Below are 16,340 nucleotides of genomic sequence, written 5' to 3' on the forward strand. Positions count from 1 at the left end.
CGGGTCAGCCGACCGGACCGCCGAAGATGTCGATCGAACCCTCGCGGAGGGTGACGATCGCACGCTTCGTGTCCTTGCGCTTGCCCAGGCCGTAGCGCGTGCGACGCGCCTTGCCCTTGCGGTTGATCGTGTTCACCGAGGCGACCTTGACCCCGAAGACCTGCTCGACCGCGATCTTGATCTCGGTCTTGTTGGCGTTCGGGTCCACGACGAAGGTGTACTTGCCCTCGTCGAGGAGGTTGTAGGACTTCTCGGAGACGACCGGCGCGATCAGGATGTCGCGCGGGTCCTTCGTCACGGCGGTCACTTGGTGGCCTCCTTCTCGGCTGCAGCCTCGGCCTCGGCCTCGGTGGCGACCGCCTTCACGGACCGGCCGGTGGCCGGGCCGGCGAGGAACGCCTCGAGGGCGGCCTCGGTGAAGACGACGTCGTCGGAGACGAGGACGTCGTAGGTGTTCAGCTGGTCCGCGCTGAGCAGGTGGACCTGCTCGAGGTTGCGGAGCGACTTGACGGTCAGCTCGTCCGAACGCTCGGTCACGACGAGCACGTGCGTGCGCTCGGTGAGCGTCGCCAGCGTGCTGAGCGCCGTCTTGGTCGACGGGACCCCGTCGACACCGAAGCCGGACACGACGTGCACACGACCGGCGCGAGCGCGGTCCGAGAGGGCTGCGCGCAGGGCGGCGGCCTTCATCTTCTTGGGCGTGCGCTGGTCGTAGCTGCGCGGCTGCGGGCCGTGGACGGTGCCACCACCGGCGAACTGCGGGGCGCGGGTCGAACCCTGGCGGGCGCGGCCGGTGCCCTTCTGCTTGTAGGGCTTCTTGCCACCGCCGCGGACCTCGCCGCGGGTCTTGGTGGACGCGGTCCCCTGGCGGGACGCGGCGCGCTGCGCGACGACCACCTGGTGGATCAGCGGGACGTTGAGCTCGACGTCGAACACCTCGGCGGGGAGCTCGGCCTTGCCGGCCTTCTTGCCCGAGGCGTCGAGCACGTCGACGGTCAGGTTAGCCATGGTTCTCAGGCTCCCTTCGCGGCGGTACGGACGAGGACGACGCCGCCCTTGGGGCCGGGGACCGCGCCCTTGACGAGCAGCAGACCCTTCTCCGCGTCGACCGCGTGGACGGTCAGGTTCTGGACGGTCTTGCGGTCGTGGCCCATACGACCGGCCATGCGCATGCCACGGAAGACGCGCGACGGCGTCGAAGCGCCACCGATCGAACCCGGCTTGCGGTGGTTGCGGTGCGCACCGTGCGAGGCGCCGACGCCGGAGAAGCCGTGACGCTTCATGACACCGGCGGTGCCCTTGCCCTTGGTCGTGCCGACCACGTCGACCACGGCGCCGGCCTCGAAGACGGCGGCGGTGATCTCCTGACCGAGCGTGAACTCGGCGGCGGACTCGGTGCGGATCTCGGCCACGTGTCGGCGCGGCGTGACGCCGGCCTTCTCGAAGTGGCCCTTGAGCGGCTTGGTGACCTTGCGCGGGTCGATCTGCCCGGCGGCGAGCTGGATCGCGGCGTAGCCGTCGACCTCAGCGGCGCGGACCTGCGTCACCACGTTGGTGGGGACGGCGACGACCGTCACGGGGACGAGCTTGCCGTCCTCGTTCCAGGTCTGGGTCATGCCGAGCTTGGTGCCGAGCACCGCGGTCACGTTCTTCTGCTGGTTGGTCATGATCTCCAGCCTCAGAGCTTGATCTCGATGTTCACGTCAGCCGGCAGGTCGATACGCATGAGCGAGTCGACGGCCTTCGGCGTGGGATCGATGATGTCGATGAGCCGCTTGTGCGTACGCATCTCGAAGTGCTCGCGGCTGTCCTTGTACTTGTGAGGCGACCGGATGACGGTGAAGACATTCTTCTCCGTCGGCAGCGGCACCGGACCCACGACCGTCGCACCAGCGCGCGTCACCGTGTCGACGATCTTGCGCGCCGAGCTGTCGATGACCTCGTGGTCGTAGGACTTGAGCCGGATGCGGATCTTCTGTCCCGCCATGGCGTCGTCTGACTCTCTCTCTCGAACCGCTACTGTCCGACCCCCGCGCTCGGGCGTGTCGCATGTAGCGACGCAACCGGGCGCATGCCGATCCGGCGAGGGGCCGTGGGTGTGGTCCGCGGCGCGGACCACGACGTGTGTCCAGCCTGTCGAGACATGTGTCCGTGGGGCGCTCATGCGCGTCGACAGTCGGCTCCCACGATCCCCTCCGTAGAGGGTGACCGCTCCAGGTACCGCCACCGACCGGAGGGCCGTGGCGTGCACCGCGGTGCTACACACTGTTCGACACGAGAAAGAACGCGCCCGTGACAGGCAACTTGACTATCTTGCCACACGAGGGCCAGTGATTCCAACCCCTGGCATGTGTGACGCCGGACGCACCGAGGCCCGGGACCCCTGGGGGACCCGGGCCTCGGTGGGACCGGTGGGGAGCCGGAGCTCCCCAGGATCACCTGGTGATCAGCAGATCACTTGGTGATCTTGGTGACGCGGCCCGAACCGACCGTGCGGCCACCCTCGCGGATGGCGAAGCCGAGGCCCTCTTCCATGGCGATCGGCTGGATGAGCTCGACCGACATCTCGGTGTTGTCGCCGGGCATGACCATCTCGGTGCCCTCGGGCAGCGTGATGACGCCGGTGACGTCCGTGGTGCGGAAGTAGAACTGCGGACGGTAGTTCGAGTAGAACGGGTTGTGACGGCCACCCTCGTCCTTGCCCAGGATGTAGACCTGAGCCTCGAAGTTCGTGTGCGGGGTGATCGAACCCGGCTTCACGACGACCTGGCCGCGCTCGACGTCCTCGCGCTTGAGACCACGCAGGAGCAGACCGGTGTTGTCGCCGGCCTGAGCCTGGTCCATCTGCTTGTGGAAGGTCTCGATACCGGTGACGGTCGTCTTCTGCGGGGAGCGGATGCCGACGATCTCGACCTCGGAGTTGATGTCGAGCGCGCCGCGCTCCACCTTGCCGGTGACGACGGTGCCACGACCGGTGATCGTGAAGACGTCCTCGATCGGCATCAGGAACGGCTTGTCGAGGTCGCGCTCCGGCTCCGGGACGTTCTCGTCCACGGCGGCCATGAGCTCGAGGACCTTGGCGGTCCACTCGGGGTCGCCCTCGAGAGCCTTGAGGCCGGAGACGCGGACCACGGGAGCGTTGTCGCCGTCGAACTCCTGCGACGACAGCAGCTCGCGGACCTCCATCTCGACGAGCTCGAGGAGCTCCTCGTCCTCGACCATGTCGGACTTGTTCAGCGCCACGAGCAGGTAGGGGACGCCCACCTGGCGGGCCAGGAGGACGTGCTCGCGCGTCTGGGCCATCGGGCCGTCGGTCGCGGCGACCACGAGGATGGCGCCGTCCATCTGCGCCGCACCCGTGATCATGTTCTTGATGTAGTCGGCGTGACCCGGAGCATCGACGTGCGCGTAGTGACGGTTCTCCGTCTCGTACTCGATGTGCGCGATGTTGATCGTGATACCGCGCTGCTTCTCCTCCGGCGCGGCGTCGATCTCGTCGAAGTTCTTCTGGGTGTTCGCCGGCAGGCCGGGGTAGGTGTCGGCGAGCGTCTTCGAGATCGCAGCCGTCAGCGTCGTCTTACCGTGGTCGACGTGACCGATGGTGCCGATGTTGACGTGCGGCTTGGTCCGCTCGAACTTGGCCTTAGCCACTGGGGTCCTCCTGGGACTTGGGGTAGATGTTCCGAACGTATCGAGTGCGTCGGCCGAACAAGCCTAAACCCTCGGGGCGCGCGGTTTCCTACAGGTTGATGGTCGTGCAGGTGCTCGACCTGTGGGGACTCACTCGCCCCGGGTCTTCTTGATGATCTCTTCAGCCACGGCCTTGGGAACCTCGGCGTAGCTGTCGAACTGCATCGAGTACACCGCGCGGCCCTGCGTCTTGGAACGCAGGTCGCCGATGTATCCGAACATCTCGCTCAACGGTACCTGGGCGCGCACGACCTTGACGCCGGTAGCGTCCTCCATGGACTGGATCAGTCCACGACGCGAGTTGAGATCGCCGATGACTTCGCCCATGTACTCCTCGGGCGTGCGCACCTCGACGGCCATGACGGGCTCCAGCAGGACCGGGTCGGCCCGGCGGACACCCTCCTTGAACACCATCGAGCCGGCGATCTTGAACGCCATCTCCGAGGAGTCGACGTCGTGGTACGCACCGTCGATGAGCGTGGCCTTGACCCCCACGACGGGGAACCCGGCCAGCACACCCTGCTGCATGGCCGCCTGGATACCGGCGTCCACCGACGGGATGTACTCACGCGGCACGCGACCACCGGTGACCGCGTTGGCGAACTCGTAGAGCTCGCCCTCCGTGGTCTCCAGCGGCTCGAAGGTCACCTGGACCTTCGCGAACTGACCCGAACCACCGGTCTGCTTCTTGTGCGTGTAGTCGATCTTCTCCGCCGTGCGGCGGATCGTCTCGCGGTACGCGACCTGCGGCTTGCCGACGTTGGCCTCGACCTTGAACTCCCGCTTCATGCGGTCGACGAGGATGTCGAGATGGAGCTCGCCCATGCCGCCGATGACGGTCTGGCCGGTCTCCTCGTCCAGCTTGACGCGGAACGTCGGGTCCTCCTCGGCGAGCTTCTGGATCGCCGTGGAGAGCTTTTCCTGGTCGGCCTTCGTCTTGGGCTCGATGGCCACGTCGATGACCGGCTCCGGGAACGTCATCGACTCGAGGATGACCGGGGCGTCGGGGGCGCTCAGGGTGTCACCGGTGGTGACGTCCTTGAGGCCGATGAACGCGTAGATGTGTCCGGCCTGCGCCTCGGGGACCGGGTTCTCCTTGTTGGAGTGCATCTGGAACAGCTTGCCGATGCGCTCCTTCTTGCCCTTGGTCGTGTTCTGGACCTGGGCGCCCTGCTCGACCTTGCCCGAGTAGACGCGGACGTAGGTGAGCTTGCCGAAGAACGGGTGCGAGGCGACCTTGAACGCGAGGGCCGAGAACGGCTCCGACGCGTCGGCGTGACGCTCGATGACGACCTCTTCGTCCTTGACGTCGTGGCCCTGGACGGCCGGGACGTCGATCGGGGACGGGAGGTAGTCGATGACGGCGTCGAGCATGGGCTGGACGCCCTTGTTCTTGAACGCCGAGCCGCACAGGACCGGGAAGGCCTCGGAGTTGACGACGAGCTTGCGGATGCCGCCCTTGATCTCGTCGATCGTGAGCTCTTCGCCGCCGAGGAACTTCTCGAGCAGGTCGTCGTCGGACTCGGCGACGGCCTCGATGAGCTCCGCGCGGTACTGCTCGGCCTTCTCCTGGAGGTCGGCGGGGATGTCCTCGACCTCGTACTTCTCGCCGAGGGCGGTCTCGCCGTGCCAGACCAGCGCCTTCATCTGCAGCAGGTCCACGACACCGGTGAAGTCGTTCTCGGAGCCGATCGGCAGCTGGATGACCAGCGGCTTGGCCTTGAGGCGCTCCACGATCGTCTTGACGGTGAAGTAGAAGTCCGCGCCGAGCTTGTCCATCTTGTTGACGAAGCAGATGCGCGGGACGTCGTACTTGTCGGCCTGGCGCCAGACCGTCTCCGACTGGGGCTCGACACCTTCCTTGCCGTCGAACACGGCGACTGCGCCGTCGAGGACGCGGAGCGAGCGCTCCACCTCGACGGTGAAGTCGACGTGCCCGGGGGTGTCGATGATGTTGATCTGGTTGTCGTTCCAGTAGCAGGTCGTCGCGGCCGACGTGATCGTGATGCCGCGCTCCTGCTCCTGCTCCATCCAGTCCATCGTCGAGGCGCCGTCGTGCGTCTCACCGATCTTGTAGTTCACACCGGTGTAGAACAGGATGCGCTCGGTGGTGGTCGTCTTGCCGGCATCGATGTGCGCCATGATGCCGATGTTGCGGACCTTCTTCAGGTCGGTCAGCACGTCAAGTGCCACGGTGTCTTACCCCTCGGGTCAGTGGGTCGTGGGAACCGGGGCCGGAGGACCGGCCAGGCCGGCTCCGGATCCGCGGACGACCTCGAGGTGTTCCCCGAGGTCGTCCGTGCGCATCACCAGCGGTAGTGCGCGAAGGCCTTGTTGGACTCGGCCATCTTGTGCATGTCCTCGCGGCGCTTGACCGCGGCACCGAGACCGTTCGACGCGTCGAGGATCTCGTTCATCAGCCGCTCGGTCATCGTCTTCTCGCGACGGGCGCGCGAGAAGTCCGTGAGCCAGCGCAGCGCCAGGGTCTGGGAGCGCGTGGGACGCACCTCGACCGGAACCTGGTACGTGGCGCCACCGACACGGCGGGAGCGGACCTCGAGAGCCGGGCGGACGTTCTCCAGCGCGCGCTTGAGCACGACGACCGGGTCCTGGTCCGTCTTGGCACGGACGCCCTCGAGGGCGCCGTAGACGATCGACTCGGCGGTGGACTTCTTACCGTCGAGCAGGACCTTGTTGATCAGCTGCGTGACGACGGGCGACCCGTAGACGGGGTCGACGATGAGCGGCCGCTTCGGGGCCGGACCCTTGCGAGGCATCAGTTGCCCTTCTTTGCGCCGTAACGGGAGCGTGCCTGCTGGCGGCCCTTGACACCCTGGGTGTCGAGGGCGCCGCGCACGATCTTGTAGCGGACACCGGGAAGGTCCTTCACACGGCCGCCGCGGACGAGCACGATCGAGTGCTCCTGGAGGTTGTGGCCGACACCGGGGATGTAGGCGGTGACCTCGATGCCGGAGGAGAGCTTCACACGCGCGACCTTGCGGAGCGCCGAGTTCGGCTTCTTGGGGGTGGTGGTGTACACACGGGTGCACACGCCGCGCCGCTGAGGCGAACCCTTGAGCGCCGGAGTCTTCGACTTCCCGGCCTTCGAGGTCCGGCCCTTGCGGACGAGCTGCTGGATCGTAGGCACTACGTCTCCGTCGTCTTCTCGAGCTCACGAGGACCGGTCGGTCCCCGTCGGTGGTCTGTCTGGCTGTGCGTGCCGATCGCAGGCGGCACCCGCGACCCTCACGGATCGCAACGCCACTTACCACCGGCTCGATGGCCCGGGTCCGCTCCCCCGCCGGATGGCGGTCCGAGCAGTCGTCCGGGACGTGTCCGCGGGACGTCGGCGGCGCCTCCGGCTGATCTCCCGAGAGGTGGTCTCTACCACGTCTCGGGCCATCAGCGGGATGCACGGCGCGACAGCACGGGCACGGCTTCCTATATTACCCGCGGAACCAAGCAGGGTCAAAGGTGGACGGGAGGCCGGCTCTGTGACGTCCGTCGCCCCCCTGCCTCCGCACCCCCCGTCCGCCGGGCACACGGCACGCGTCGCGCGGACGCGGGGGACGACGACGCGGGGGGACCCGCCGTCGTACCGGTCGTGCGCGTTCCCCCAGGGTGCGCCCCGGGGGCGCGTGAACGCGACCGGTACGACGGCGGGTCCCCCCGCGCCGCACCAACGATGGATCAGCGGAAGTCGCCGAAGTCCAGGTCCTCCAGCGGGATCGCCTCGCCCGAGCCCATGCCGAGCGTCGGGAAGTCGATCTCGTCGTAGCCGAAGCTCGGGTAGAGCTCCGCCTTGGCCTGCTCCGTCGGCTCCACGTCGATGTTCCGGTAGCGCGCCAGGCCGGTACCGGCCGGGATGAGCTTACCGATGATGACGTTCTCCTTGAGGCCGAGCAGCGGGTCACGACGACCGCTCATCGCCGCCTCGGTCAGCACGCGGGTCGTCTCCTGGAAGGAGGCGGCCGAGAGCCACGAGTCGGTCGCGAGCGACGCCTTGGTGATACCCATCAGCTCGGGACGGCCGGCGGCCGGCTGGCCACCCTCCGCCACCGTCTTGCGGTTGGCGTCCTCGAAGCGGGTGCGCTCCGCGAGCTCACCCGGCAGCAGGTCCGCGTCACCGGCGTCGAGCACGGTCACGCGACGCAGCATCTGGCGCACGATGACCTCGATGTGCTTGTCGTGGATGTCCACGCCCTGCGACCGGTAGGTCTCCTGCACCGAGTCCACGAGCTGCTTCTGGGCAGCACGCGGGCCGAGGATGCGCAGCACCTTCTTCGGGTCGACGGCACCCTGGACGAGCTGGGTGCCGACCGTCACGTGGTCGCCGTCGGCGATGAGCAGCCGGGCACGCTTGGTGACCGGGTAGCGCAGCTCCTCGCCGCCGTCGTCCGGGGTGAGGACGAGGTGGCGCGTACGCTCCGTGTCCTCGATCGCGACGGTTCCCGTGTACTCCGCGATAGGGGCCTCACCCTTGGGGGTGCGGGCCTCGAAGAGCTCGGTGACGCGCGGCAGACCCTGCGTGATGTCCTCCGCGGACGCCACACCACCGGTGTGGAAGGTCCGCATCGTCAGCTGGGTGCCGGGCTCACCGATCGACTGTGCCGCGATGATGCCGACGGCCTCGCCGATGTCGACGAGCTTGCCCGTCGCGAGCGAACGGCCGTAGCACTTCGCGCACGTGCCGACCCGCGACTCGCAGGTCAGGACCGAACGGACCCTGACCTCCTCGATCCCCGCGGCGATGACCTCGTTGATGATGACGTCACCGGCGTCGGAGCCCGCCTCGGCGATGACCGTGCCGTCCTCCGCCACGACGTCCGTGGCGAACGTCCGCGAGTAGATCGACGTCTCCACGCGGGCGTCCGGCACGAGCTGGTCGCCGATGCGCTCGGCGACCGGCAGCGGCAGACCGCGCAGCGTGCCGCAGTCCTCCTCGCGGATGATGACGTCCTGCGACACGTCCACGAGACGACGGGTCAGGTAGCCCGAGTCCGCGGTACGCAGCGCCGTGTCCGCCAGACCCTTGCGGGCACCGTGCGAGGCGATGAAGTACTCGAGGACGGACAGGCCCTCGCGGTAGTTGGACTTGATCGGGCGCGGGATGATCTCGCCCTTCGGGTTCGCCACGAGACCGCGCATACCGGCGATCTGACGAACCTGCATCCAGTTACCTCGGGCGCCCGAGGACACCATGCGGTACAGCGTGTTGCGCTCGTCGCTCTCGAGGTTCTCGCGCATGACGGCGGCGATGCGGTCCGTGGCCTGGGTCCAGATCTCGATGAGCTCCTGACGGCGCTCGTCGTCGGTGATCAGACCCTTCTCGTACTGGCCCTGGACCTTCAGCGCACGCGCCTCGTGCTCGTCGAGGATCTCGTTCTTCGCCACCGGCATCGCGACGTCGGTGATCGAGATGGTCACGCCCGAGCGGGTCGCCCAGCGGTAGCCGGCGTCCTTGAGCGCGTCCAGCGACGTGGCGACGTCGACCTTCGGGTAACGCTCCGCGAGGTCGTTGACGATCGCCGAGAGCTCCTTCTTGCCGACCACCCAGTTCTGGAACGGGTAGTCCAGCGGGAGCGCCTCGTTGAAGATCGTGCGACCCAGCGTCGTCTCGAACAGCAGCGACTCGCCCGGCTCCCAGCCCTCGGGGGCCTCGAAGCCGCGCACCGGCGGGACGAGGTCGTCCACACGGAGCTTGATGGTCGCGTTGATGTCGAGCGCACCGCGGTCGAACGCCATGATGGCCTCGGCCTGCGACGCGAAGACGCGACCCTCGCCCAGAGCGCCCGGACGACCGGCCGTCAGGTGGTGCAGGCCGATGATCATGTCCTGGGAGGGCATGGTCACCGGACGACCGTCCGACGGCTTGAGGATGTTGTTGCTCGACAGCATCAGGATGCGGGCCTCGGCCTGCGCCTCGGCGGACAGCGGCAGGTGGACCGCCATCTGGTCGCCGTCGAAGTCCGCGTTGAACGCACCGCACACGAGCGGGTGCAGGTGGATGGCCTTGCCCTCCACGAGCTGCGGCTCGAACGCCTGGATGCCCAGACGGTGCAGCGTCGGTGCACGGTTGAGCAGCACGGGGTGCTCGGTGATGACCTCTTCGAGCACGTCCCACACCACGGCACGGGTGCGCTCGACCATGCGCTTGGCCGACTTGATGTTCTGCGCGTGGTTGAGCTCCACGAGCCGCTTCATGACGAACGGCTTGAACAGCTCCAGCGCCATCTGCTTGGGCAGGCCGCACTGGTGCAGCTTGAGCTGCGGACCCACCACGATGACCGAACGGCCCGAGTAGTCCACGCGCTTGCCGAGCAGGTTCTGACGGAACCGGCCCTGCTTGCCCTTGAGCATGTCGGAGATCGACTTCAGCGGGCGGTTGCCCGGGCCGGTCACCGGACGTCCGCGACGACCGTTGTCGAACAGCGAGTCCACGGCCTCCTGGAGCATCCGCTTCTCGTTGTTGACGATGATCTCCGGCGCGCCCAGGTCGAGCAGACGCTTGAGACGGTTGTTGCGGTTGATCACACGACGGTAGAGGTCGTTGAGGTCCGACGTCGCGAACCGGCCACCGTCGAGCTGCACCATCGGGCGCAGGTCCGGCGGGATGACCGGGACGGCGTTGAGCACCATCGCCGACGGCGAGTTCGTCGTCGTCAGGAACGCGTTGACGACCTTGAGCCGCTTGAGGGCACGGGTCTTGCGCTGGCCCTTGCCGGACCGGATGGTCTCGCGCAGCGACTCCGCCTCGGCGTCCAGGTCGAAGCTCTCCAGACGCTTCTGGATCGCGTTCGCGCCCATCGAGCCCTCGAAGTACGTGCCGAAGCGGTCGACGAGCTGACGGTAGAGCAGCTCGTCACCCTCCAGGTCAGCGACCTTCAGGTTCTTGAAGCGGTCCCAGACCTGGTCCAGGCGGTCCAGCTCGGCGTCGGAACGCTTGCGCAGCTGGGCCATCTCGCGCTCGGCCGAGTCGCGGACCTTGCGGCGCGCGTCGGCCTTGGCACCCTCGGCCTCGAGCTCGGCCAGGTCGGCCTCGAGCCGCGTGGCACGAGCGTTGATGTCGTTGTCGCGGCGGTCGGTGATCTCCTTCTTCTCCAGGTCGATCTCGTTCTGGAGGTTGGGGAGGTCCTCGGTGCGGGCCTCGTCGTCGACCCACGTGATCATGTAGGCCGCGAAGTAGATGACCTTCTCCAGGTCCTTCGGGGCGAGGTCGAGCAGGTAGCCCAGGCGGGACGGCACACCCTTGAAGAACCAGATGTGCGTGACCGGGGCCGCGAGCTCGATGTGACCCATGCGCTCACGACGCACCTTCGAACGGGTCACCTCGACACCGCAGCGCTCGCAGATGATGCCCTTGAAGCGCACCCGCTTGTACTTGCCGCAGTAGCACTCCCAGTCCCGGGTCGGACCGAAGATCTTCTCGCAGAAGAGCCCGTCCTTCTCCGGCTTGAGCGTGCGGTAGTTGATGGTCTCGGGCTTCTTGACCTCTCCGTGCGACCAGGCGCGGATGTCGTCGGCCGTGGCCAGGCCGATGCGAAGCTCGTCGAAGACGTTGACGTCGAGCAAGATGTCCTACTTCCTCAAAGCACTTGCGGAATATCCGTGGTGTTCAGCTGGTCGCTGGATCAGATCTCGTCGACCGTGGTCGCCGAGTTGGGACGGCGGGACAGGTCGATGCCGAGCTCCTCCGCGGCGCGGTAGACCTCGTCGTCCGACTCCTTCATCTCGATCTGCACGCCGTCGCTCGAGAGCACCTCGACGTTCAGGCAGAGCGACTGCATCTCCTTGAGGAGGACCTTGAAGGACTCCGGGATGCCCGAGTCGGGGATGTTCTCGCCCTTGACGATCGCCTCGTACACCTTGACGCGGCCGGGGATGTCGTCCGACTTGATGGTGAGCAGCTCCTGCAGGGTGTAGGCGGCGCCGTACGCCTCCAGGGCCCACACCTCCATCTCGCCGAAACGCTGTCCACCGAACTGCGCCTTACCACCCAGCGGCTGCTGCGTGATCATCGAGTACGGACCGGTCGAGCGGGCGTGGATCTTGTCGTCGACCAGGTGGTGGAGCTTGAGGATGTACATGTAGCCGACCGCGACCGGGTCCGGGAACGGCTCGCCGGAGCGACCGTCGAACAGCGGCGCCTTGCCGTCCAGGCCGACCATGCGGTCGCCGTCACGGTTGGGCAGCGTGGTCGAGATGAGGCCGCGCAGGGCGTCCTCCTCCAGGCCGTCGAAGACCGGCGTCGCGACCGGGACACCCGGCTCGGAGCTCTTGGCGTGCTCCGGCAGCTTGTCCCGCCACGACAGGTCGTCACCCTCGGCCAGCTCCACGTCCCAGCCACGGCTGGCGACCCAGCCGAGGTGCGTCTCGAGGACCTGACCGACGTTCATACGACCCGGCACACCCAGCGGGTTGAGCACGATGTCCACGGGCGTGCCGTCGGAGAGGAACGGCATGTCCTCCTGCGGCAGGATCTTCGAGATGACGCCCTTGTTGCCGTGACGACCGGCGAGCTTGTCACCGACGGTGATCTTGCGACGGTTGGCGATGTAGACGCGCACCAGCTGGTTCACGCCGGCGGGCAGCTCGTCGCCGTCCTCGCGGTTGAACTCGCGCACACCGATGACCGTGCCGGACTCGCCGTGCGGCACCTTGAGCGAGGTGTCGCGCACCTCGCGGGCCTTCTCGCCGAAGATGGCGCGCAGCAGGCGCTCCTCCGGGGTCAGCTCGGTCTCGCCCTTCGGGGTGACCTTGCCGACCAGGACGTCGCCCGCCCCGACCTCGGCACCGATGCGGATGACACCGCGCTCGTCGAGGTCCGCCAGGACCTCCTCGGAGACGTTCGGGATGTCCCGCGTGATCTCCTCGGGCCCGAGCTTCGTGTCGCGCGCGTCGACCTCGTGCTCCTCGATGTGGATCGAGGACAGGACGTCGTCCTCCACGAGGCGCTGCGACAGGATGATCGCGTCCTCGTAGTTGTGGCCCTCCCACGACATGAACGCCACGAGCAGGTTGCGGCCGAGCGCGAGGTCGCCCTCGTCCGTCGCGGGACCGTCGGCCAGCACGGAGCCGACCTCGACCCGCTGGCCGGCGTCGACCAGCACGCGCTGGTTGTAGCTCGTGCCCTGGTTCGACCGGCGGAACTTCGCCACCCGGTGGGTGGTCGTCGTCGCGTCGTCGTTCGCGATGGTGATGAGGTCGGCGGAGACCTGCGTGACCACGCCGGGCTTCGCCGCGACGATGACGTCACCGGCGTCGACGGCGGCACGACGCTCCATGCCGGTTCCGACCAGCGGCGCCTCGGAACGCACCAGCGGCACGGCCTGACGCTGCATGTTGGCGCCCATGAGCGCACGGTTCGCGTCGTCGTGCTCGAGGAACGGGATCAGCGCGGTCGCGACCGACACCATCTGGCGCGGCGAGACGTCCATGTAGTCGACCTCGGACGCCGGGACGTCGTCCGTCTCGCCACCCTTGGTGCGGACCAGGACGCGGTCGGACAGGAACGTGCCGTCCGCACCGAGCTCGGTGTTCGCCTGCGCGATGACCTCGCGGTCCTCGTCGTCGGCGGTGAGGTAGACGACCTCGTCGGTGACCCGACCGGCCACGACCTTGCGGTACGGCGTCTCGATGAATCCGAACGCGTTGATCCGACCGAAGGAGGCGAGCGAACCGATCAGACCGATGTTCGGGCCTTCCGGCGTCTCGATGGGGCACATGCGGCCGTAGTGCGACGGGTGGACGTCACGGACCTCCATGCCGGCGCGGTCGCGGGACAGACCACCCGGGCCGAGCGCGGACAGACGACGCTTGTGCGTCAGGCCGGCCAGCGGGTTGTTCTGGTCCATGAACTGCGAGAGCTGCGAGGTGCCGAAGAACTCGCGGATCGACGCCACCACCGGGCGGATGTTGATCAGCGTCTGCGGCGTGATCGCCTCGACGTCCTGCGTCGTCATGCGCTCGCGCACGACGCGCTCCATGCGGGACAGACCGGTGCGCACCTGGTTCTGGATGAGCTCACCGACGGCGCGGATGCGGCGGTTGCCGAAGTGGTCGATGTCGTCGGTCTCGACGCGCACCTCCACCGGCTCGCCGTCGCGGGTGCCCTCGAGGGTCTCCATGTCGGCGTGCAGCGCGGCGAGGTACTTGATCGTCGCGACGACGTCGGTCACGGCCAGCGTGGAGTCGCTCAGCTCGGCGCTGACGCCCAGCTTCTTGTTCAGCTTGTAGCGACCCACCTTCGCCAGGTCGTAGCGCTTGGGGTTGAAGTAGAAGTTCTCGACCAGCGCACGACCCGCCTCGACCGTGGGCGGCTCGCCCGGACGGATCTTGCGGTACAGGTCGACCAGCGCCTCGTCCTGGGTGTGGACGTGGTCCTTCTCGAGCGTGTCGAGGACGGCGGGGAGCTCGGCGAACTCCTCACGGATCTCGGCCTCGGTCATCCCGAGCGCCTTGAGCAGGACCGTGACGGGCTGCTTGCGCTTGCGGTCGACGCGCACGCCGACGGCGTCGCGCTTGTCGATCTCGAACTCCAGCCACGCACCGCGCGACGGGATGATCTTCGCGGAGAAGACGTCCTTGTCGCTCGTCTTGTCCGGGGTGCGCTCGAAGTACACGCCCGGGGAACGCACGAGCTGCGAGACGACGACGCGCTCGGTGCCGTTGATGACGAAGGTGCCGCGGTCGGTCATGAGCGGGAAGTCGCCCATGAAGACCGTCTGGCTCTTGATCTCACCGGTGGTGTAGTTCACGAACTCCGCGGTGACGAAGAGCGGCGCGGCGTAGGTGAAGTCCTTCTCCTTGCACTCGTCGACCGTGTACTTGGCCGGCTCGAAGCGGTGGTTGGAGAAGGAGAGGGACATCGACTGACCGAAGTCCTCGATCGGGGAGATCTCCTCGAAGATCTCCTCGAGGCCGGAGGACTCCGGGACGTCGTGGCGACCGGCCTCGATCGCGGCCTCGACCCGGGCCTGCCAGGCCTCGTTGCCCAGGAGCCAGTCGAAGCTCTCGGTCTGCAGACCGAGGAGGTCGGGGGCCTGGAGGGGCTCGTAGATCCGAGCGAAGGAGACGCGGCGGGAGGCGGTACGGTTCGCGATAGCGTCGGCGGACGGTGCAGAAGGGGTGCGCGAGGCAGCCAAGAGGGGTCCTTCCCTGCAGTTCGATGGCACGCTGTACGCTCAGTCGTGCGGCAGGCGCCGGTTCGCAGGGCGAGCACCCGGTCCAGAAGTCACACAGGGGTGACGCGGGGCGGGGGTTCGGTCGGCGGGAGCGGCGTCGGGGCACAGTCGAGCGCAAAGCGCTAACGTAGCCGAAACCGTTGGACGTGTCCACCCGCGTGGGCGCGCGAGCAGACGTCCTCGGGCTTCATGGGTTCTGAGGACGTTGTCTCGGTGGCCGCCATATGCCGCCCAAGAAACGGTACCTGCCAACGTTACCCGCCGCACAGCTCCCCCGCCAGCCGGACGCGGGCGGGTTTGGTCACACCGCGACGGTCGCCACGGCCGGTCCCCGTAGATCCGACGAAGGCCCGCACCCTGGGGAGGGTGCGGGCCTTCGTCCATCCGGTCCGTGCTGCCACGGCCGATGAGATGCGGCCTAGGCCGCAGGGATCACTTGAGCTCGACGGAGGCGCCGGCGGCCTCGAGGGCCTCCTTGGCCTTCTCCGCGGCCTCCTTGTTGACACCCTCGAGAACCGGCTTCGGGGCGCCGTCGACCAGGTCCTTGGCCTCCTTCAGGCCGAGGGACGTGAGCGCGCGCACCTCCTTGATGACGCCGATCTTCTTGTCGCCGGCAGCCGTGAGGATGACGTCGAACTCGTCCTTCTCCTCCTCGGCGGCGGCGTCGCCGGCACCGCCGGCGGGGGCCGCGGCGGCCACGGCGACCGGGGCGGCGGCGGAGACGTCGAACTTCTCCTCGAAGGCCTTCACGAACTCGGAGAGCTCGATGAGGGTCAGCTCCTCGAAGGCAGACAGGAGCTCGTCGGTGCTGAGCTTCGCCATGGTGGCGTTCCTTTCGTTCAGCGCTTCGCGGGCCGGACGGCCCGCCAGAAGCAGGGGTTGTGATTCAGCGCGACCGCCTGATCAGGCGGCTGCGCCTGCCGATTCCTGCTTCTGACGCAGGGCATCGATGACTCGGGCGACCTGGGCACCCTTGGCGGTGAACGCGTAGACAGCCTGGGACTGCTTCGCCTTCAGCGCGCCGGCGACCTTGGCCAGCAGGACCTCGCGGGACTCGAGGTCCGCGAGCTTGGTGATCTCCGCGGCGGTCAGGGCGTTCCCCTCGAGGACACCGCCCTTGATGACCAGCGCGGGGTTCGCCTTGGCAAAGTCACGCAGACCCTTCGCGGCCTCGACCGGGTCACCGGTCACGAACGCGATCGCCGTGGGTCCCTGGAGCTCGGCGTCGAGACCCTCGACACCCGCCTCCTTGGCGGCGATGGTGGTCAGCGTGTTCTTCACCACGGCGTAGGATGCGTTGCCGCGCAGCGACCGCCGCAGCTCCTGGAGCTGCGTGACGGTGAGCCCGCGGTACTCGGTCAGCACGGCCGCGGTGGAGTTTCGGAGCTTGTCCGAGATCTCCGCGACGGCGGCTGCCTTGTCCGGCCTCGCCATGGCAATCCTTCCGATGGTGGAGCCACCGGTCGT

12 protein-coding genes are annotated in these 16,340 nt (G+C 67.7%); all 12 read right to left on the reverse strand.

Features of this window, described 5'->3' with window-relative positions; genetic code table 11:
• Positions 1-4: 4 nt before the first annotated feature.
• The gene (gene rplW, locus ACNHYB_RS07850; protein ID WP_418277869.1) at positions 5-307 is read right to left on the reverse strand and encodes a 50S ribosomal protein L23; all 303 of its coding nucleotides are present in this window, start codon (positions 305-307) and stop codon (positions 5-7) included.
• Entirely contained in the window at positions 304-1,008 is a 705-nt protein-coding gene (gene rplD / locus ACNHYB_RS07855; protein ID WP_418277870.1) for a 50S ribosomal protein L4, read from the reverse strand. Before rplD ends, rplW begins: the two co-directional genes overlap by 4 nt.
• 5 nt (positions 1,009-1,013) lie before the next feature.
• The gene (rplC, locus tag ACNHYB_RS07860) at positions 1,014-1,667 is read right to left on the reverse strand and encodes a 50S ribosomal protein L3 (protein ID WP_418277871.1); all 654 of its coding nucleotides are present in this window, start codon (positions 1,665-1,667) and stop codon (positions 1,014-1,016) included.
• Between the two features lie 11 nt (positions 1,668-1,678).
• Entirely contained in the window at positions 1,679-1,987 is a 309-nt protein-coding gene (gene rpsJ, locus ACNHYB_RS07865; protein WP_013837837.1) for a 30S ribosomal protein S10, read from the reverse strand.
• A gap of 467 nt (positions 1,988-2,454) precedes the next feature.
• Positions 2,455-3,651, reverse strand: coding sequence for an elongation factor Tu (gene tuf / locus ACNHYB_RS07870; RefSeq protein ID WP_418277872.1), 1,197 nt, complete (start codon positions 3,649-3,651; stop codon positions 2,455-2,457).
• Positions 3,652-3,780: 129 nt separating this feature from the next.
• Positions 3,781-5,883, reverse strand: a complete 2,103-nt coding sequence (gene fusA, locus ACNHYB_RS07875; protein WP_418277873.1) for an elongation factor G — start codon at positions 5,881-5,883, stop codon at positions 3,781-3,783.
• Positions 5,884-5,996: 113 nt separating this feature from the next.
• Positions 5,997-6,467: a 30S ribosomal protein S7 gene (gene rpsG, locus ACNHYB_RS07880; protein WP_418277874.1), complete on the reverse strand. Its 471-nt coding sequence runs from the start codon at positions 6,465-6,467 to the stop codon at positions 5,997-5,999.
• Positions 6,467-6,838 carry a 30S ribosomal protein S12 gene (rpsL, locus tag ACNHYB_RS07885; RefSeq protein ID WP_418277875.1) on the reverse strand — a complete coding sequence of 124 codons (372 nt, stop codon included), beginning with the start codon at positions 6,836-6,838 and terminating at the stop codon, positions 6,467-6,469. The genes rpsG and rpsL overlap by 1 nt, the downstream gene beginning before the upstream one ends.
• Positions 6,839-7,380: 542 nt before the next feature.
• Positions 7,381-11,262, reverse strand: a complete 3,882-nt coding sequence (locus ACNHYB_RS07890) for a DNA-directed RNA polymerase subunit beta' (RefSeq protein WP_418277876.1) — start codon at positions 11,260-11,262, stop codon at positions 7,381-7,383.
• A 59-nt stretch (positions 11,263-11,321) separates the two neighbouring features.
• Positions 11,322-14,834: a DNA-directed RNA polymerase subunit beta gene (rpoB, locus tag ACNHYB_RS07895; RefSeq protein WP_418277877.1), complete on the reverse strand. Its 3,513-nt coding sequence runs from the start codon at positions 14,832-14,834 to the stop codon at positions 11,322-11,324.
• Between the two features lie 471 nt (positions 14,835-15,305).
• Positions 15,306-15,695, reverse strand: a complete 390-nt coding sequence (rplL, locus tag ACNHYB_RS07900; RefSeq protein WP_418277878.1) for a 50S ribosomal protein L7/L12 — start codon at positions 15,693-15,695, stop codon at positions 15,306-15,308.
• 81 nt (positions 15,696-15,776) lie between these two features.
• Complete coding sequence (gene rplJ / locus ACNHYB_RS07905) at positions 15,777-16,307, reverse strand: 50S ribosomal protein L10 (RefSeq protein ID WP_418277879.1); 531 nt, start codon at positions 16,305-16,307, stop codon at positions 15,777-15,779.
• Positions 16,308-16,340: the final 33 nt, after the last annotated feature.

The organism is Isoptericola jiangsuensis (genome assembly GCF_048320105.1).
Classification (GTDB): domain Bacteria; phylum Actinomycetota; class Actinomycetes; order Actinomycetales; family Cellulomonadaceae; genus Isoptericola; species Isoptericola jiangsuensis_A.